4 protein-coding genes and 1 pseudogene are annotated in these 3,532 nt (G+C 75.2%); 1 reads left to right on the top strand and 4 read right to left on the bottom strand.

The window, feature by feature from the left end:
• Positions 1-238 precede the first annotated feature (238 nt).
• The gene (locus C593_RS0128330; protein ID WP_158686884.1) at positions 239-535 is read left to right on the top strand and encodes a hypothetical protein; all 297 of its coding nucleotides are present in this window, start codon (positions 239-241) and stop codon (positions 533-535) included.
• Between the two features lie 304 nt (positions 536-839).
• Here C593_RS0128330 and C593_RS33185 read toward each other — a convergent pair whose 3' ends face one another.
• The 4 genes and pseudogenes from C593_RS33185 to C593_RS30775 form a co-directional block, all read right to left on the bottom strand.
• Positions 840-1,772 carry a hypothetical protein gene (locus tag C593_RS33185; RefSeq protein ID WP_018850696.1) on the bottom strand — a complete coding sequence of 311 codons (933 nt, stop codon included), beginning with the start codon at positions 1,770-1,772 and terminating at the stop codon, positions 840-842.
• Positions 1,769-2,488, bottom strand: a complete 720-nt coding sequence (locus C593_RS0128320) for a hypothetical protein (protein WP_486591208.1) — start codon at positions 2,486-2,488, stop codon at positions 1,769-1,771. The genes C593_RS33185 and C593_RS0128320 overlap by 4 nt, the downstream gene beginning before the upstream one ends.
• 231 nt (positions 2,489-2,719) lie before the next feature.
• Complete coding sequence (locus tag C593_RS30780) at positions 2,720-3,298, bottom strand: hypothetical protein (RefSeq protein WP_018850694.1); 579 nt, start codon at positions 3,296-3,298, stop codon at positions 2,720-2,722.
• Positions 3,298-3,532 (bottom strand): annotated as a pseudogene (locus C593_RS30775) (hypothetical protein); the annotation flags it as partial. The gene C593_RS30780 and the pseudogene C593_RS30775, both read right to left, overlap by 1 nt.

Here is a 3,532-nt window from a genome sequence, read left to right as displayed (position 1 = left end):
CCCTCCACGTCCGCCCCGCCGGTCTCGCGCTCATCCAGGCCCGCATCGACCGCCAGCACGCCCGGACCGCCGCCGTCCCCCTCGGCCCCGGCTGGAACCCCCTGTAAGGACGACTGAGGCCCGGCACCCGAAGGCGCCGGGCCTCGCCCGTCCAACACCCGGCCGACGTGCGACCAGCCGTGCCAGTATCCCCTCCGGCCGCGCCCCGCCCGTGGACGAGGACCAGGAGCAGCCCGCCGTGTCCGACCTCGAAGAAGCCCCCGACGACGTCCCCGCCGCCCGCCGCCCGTACCTCCGCGCCGACCGGGGCCGCGCCCGCACCGCCGCCCGGCTCCGCACCGAGTACGAGGACGACGTCACCGCCTCCGCCGTGACCCTCGCCCGGCGACACAACCTCAGCCGCAGCACCGTGCAACGCCTCCTCGCAGAGGCCGGCACTCCCATGCGACGCCCACCCGGTCCCCGGCTCCGCCCCGCGACACCGGCCGACCTCGACCCGCTGGTCGACACCTGGCTGTCCCGCCGGACGACGTGAAGCGCGGGTTCTCGAGTGCGCCCGCCCGCCGGGCGCTGCGGACGTCGACCAGCACGCCGGCACCCGGAGCCCGGACACGACGAAGACCCGGCACCACACCGGGCGCCGGGCCTCCGCTGTCGCCTCCAATGGGAGGGCATCGCGTACGCGGGGAGGAGAGCGACCGACCCGCTTGCACGCAGCAGTATCCCCGACGACGCCCCCACCCACGGGGAGCGTGCACCATGCAACCGGTCCCCATAAGGGACGTGTCCCCGAACCCCCGGAAACGTGTCCCCGGGGCCCGGTCCGGGCCGCCAGCCGCTCAGAACTTCACGTCGGCCCGCGACACGGCATGGGCCGCGCTCCGGACCCGCGACAGGTCCGTCAGCGCGGCACCGAGGTCCAGCGGCCTGTCCCCGCCCTTCACCCTCTCCGCGATCTCCGCGACCCGCTCACCGAGCAGCTCAGCGAGGACAGCGGTCTGCCGGATCTCCCGGCCGAACTCCGCGGCTGCCCGGTGCTCGGCCGCGTCGCGCTCCTCCTGGCGCTCCTCCTCGCCCTCCGGCACCGGCACCGGAGCGGCGGCCGGGGCCGGGACGGCGACCGCCCCCACACGCCCCTCGGCCGCCGCGACCCGCAGGACGTCCCGCGCCTGCTCCGGCGAGGCGAGGCGTGCCGGCAGAGCCCGGACCGCCTGCGTCACCCGCGTCGTCGTCACCCGGGCGTCCTGCTCCCGCAGCTCCTCGTACACGGCCCGCGCGGCGTCCAGCCCGTGCCGCTTCACCACGGGCAACAGTGCCCGGACGTGCCTCTCAGGTGGCGCAGAAGTGTCTCCCCGGGGAGACACGTCCGGCCCGGACGACAACGCCACCGCGACCGGCCACGCCTCGATCAGCCGGTACGCCTGAGCCCTCCGCATCCCCCACCGGTCCTCGACGTACGCGGCGAACGACGGGTGAGTCTCCTTGTAGAGCCGGGCCTGATTGATCGTCGCCAATGCCTTCCCCGCCACCGTGAACGCCGTTTGCAGGCCGCTCACGGCCCGCTCGCACGTCTCCAGGTCCGCCCGCTCCGACGGGGTCAGCTCAGCCCCTTCACCGGGCTCGTACGGCATCGGCACGTCCCCCACGGTGACCATCTCCGTGGACGACGACGCCAGGTGATCGGCCTCGCCCCGAACCGTCCGCTGCTCCCGGCCCCGGCGCAGCAACGCCCCCCGGTCGTCCCCGCCCGCCCGCGCGGGCGCGGCACTCACCGGCCCACCCCGGCGACGACGGCCGCCAGCTCGTCCGCCAGCAGATCCATCGGCGACCCGGACACCAGCCGGGGCACCCGCCCGAAAGCCTGCCCGTACCCGTCACGGGCGTCCGACCGGGGGATACGCGTGTTCAGCACCTCGTACCCGGCACCCCGGAGAGCGTCCTCCTGCTCGTCGGCAGCCGCGGCCGACGGGTTCGTCATCGTCAGCAGGATGCGCAGCTCCGGACAGTGGGCCCCCACGCTCGCCAGGTGATCCAGGGCGGCCAGGATCGACCCGGCCCGGTCCAGCTCCATCCGCGTCGGAGCCATCGTCAGGACGGCCAGGTCGACCGCCGACAGCACCGCGAAGTGCATCCCCCCGGGCTTCCGCACCCACGCCCCGGTGTCGACGGCGAGGATGCCCCCGGCCGGGGTCAACTGCTTCGCCCGCTCCCGGATGCCCGACCGGGACGGCGCGGGATACACCGGGGCCCCCAGCGGAGCCAGATCGGCCCACTCCACGAGTGACCCGTTCTCCTCGTCCCCGGGCTCATCGGCGTCCAGGGCGGCGGCCGGGATACCGTCCTCCGTCCAGTGGGCCAGGAGGTACCCGAGCGCGGTCGACTTCCCCGACCCGCCCTTGCCCACGAACGCGATACGGGCCCCCTCCTCGGGGAGCGGCGGCGGCACGGTACGCGGCCCCTCGGGGCCGACTGCTGGTGATGTAGTCATGCCGGGACCGTATCCGCCGGCACCCGGCCCCCGGCCCGCCCGGGTCCGACGACCGGCCGACAGGCGTTCTCGAGTGCGCCCGCACAGCGGGTACTCTCCCGGTCGTCCGGTCCCGGACGCTCAGCTCCGCAGGCAGGGCCCCGGGACCAGACACAGCACTGCGGCCCGTCCCCCCTCCCATCAACTGTCGAGGTCGATCAGGGGGACGGGCCGCAGTCGCCTGTCAGGCCGCTACCTGCGCGCCGCGCCCGCTCGCCACGGCTTGCCCGTCCAGTCCTCCGTCCCGAGACCGGTCGGCGTCCACCGGTCCGCCCGGCCGACGCGGACGAACCCGAACGCGATCCGCTCCCCCTCGGGGGTCCGGGTCACGTGCCGGCAGTCGAAGCGCCATGTGTCCTCGGGCGCGGTGTACCCGTCCTGAGAGTCGTACGTGACGTCAGGCTCGAAGAACTCCGGCGCGGGCCCCTCCTCGCCGGAGCCGACCGGCGAGGGCGCAGCGTCGGCCGGGACCAGCTCCCGCCGCGCCTCCTCGATGGCGGTACGGGCGTCCGGCCAGCAGAACAGCCGGTCAACGCCCAGGGCGCTGATGGACTCCTGCCACCCCTCGCGGGTCCACGCCACCCCGCCGCCCCGGCGAGGCACACAGACCGCCCACCCGTTCCCGAACAGGGCCGTCTGACGGCTGACCCGCAGCTCCGTACCCCCGCCGTCGGGCAACAGGACCCGGTACTCCGTCGCGTCAGCGGCGAGGGCCCGCTCCTCGGCCAGCTCAGCGCGCAGGCGGCGCAGCTCGGTCTCGTCGGTCGTCATCAGAACGTCTCCCTGGGAACAGGCCACCCGGGGATACCGGCGGCCAGCGTGCGGTTCTCGTCGTGGCTGAGCTGGTCCGGCCGCGTACGGGGCGCGTCCTCGTGCCAGCAGAACGGGCGGATGGAGTCGGCGGCGAGGGTCACCCGGGCCCCGGCGGCGGGAACACTGCCCTCCACGGCCCGGCCCCCCTCCACGGAGGCGAGCAGCCGCGCGCCGTGGTGCTCGCACCCGGAC

It is taken from the genome of Streptomyces sp. CNT372, from assembly GCF_000377145.1.
This window is presented reverse-complemented; position numbering and strand designations above follow the sequence as displayed.